This window comes from Cupriavidus basilensis OR16 (genome assembly GCF_000243095.1).
Classification (GTDB): domain Bacteria; phylum Pseudomonadota; class Gammaproteobacteria; order Burkholderiales; family Burkholderiaceae; genus Cupriavidus; species Cupriavidus basilensis_D.
The window spans coordinates 1-286 of the sequence record NZ_AHJE01000377.1 but is presented as its reverse complement, the minus strand read 5'-3'; the positions used below and the strand labels follow the sequence as shown (position 1 = coordinate 286).

The 286-nt window shown below is 62.9% G+C and carries 1 protein-coding gene; it reads left to right on the top strand.

The window, feature by feature from the left end; all coding sequences use genetic code 11:
* A partial coding sequence (locus OR16_RS39240) for a tripartite tricarboxylate transporter substrate-binding protein (RefSeq protein ID WP_272942904.1) occupies positions 1 to 254 on the top strand: 254 nt, incomplete at its 5' end.
* Between the last annotated feature and the right edge of the window lie 32 nt (positions 255 to 286).

Here is a 286-nt window from a genome sequence, read left to right as displayed (position 1 = left end):
GGCCGGCGTCAGCGGCTATGAGCTCGGAATCCTGGCAAGCCATCTTCGCGCCGGCGAATACGCCCAAGCCCATCGTCGACCGCCTGTACAAGGAGATCTCGGCGATCATCAAGACGCCGGATATGCAGGCGCGCCTGGAGAAGCTAGGCATGGAGCCGTCGGGAATGTCGCCCGGGGAGTTTGCCGCGTTCCAGCGCAGCGAGATCGTGAAGTGGGCGAAGGTGGTGAAGGCGGCGGATATCAGGATTGATTGAGCTTTGACCCGGGGGTGGCTTTGTAGGTGGGG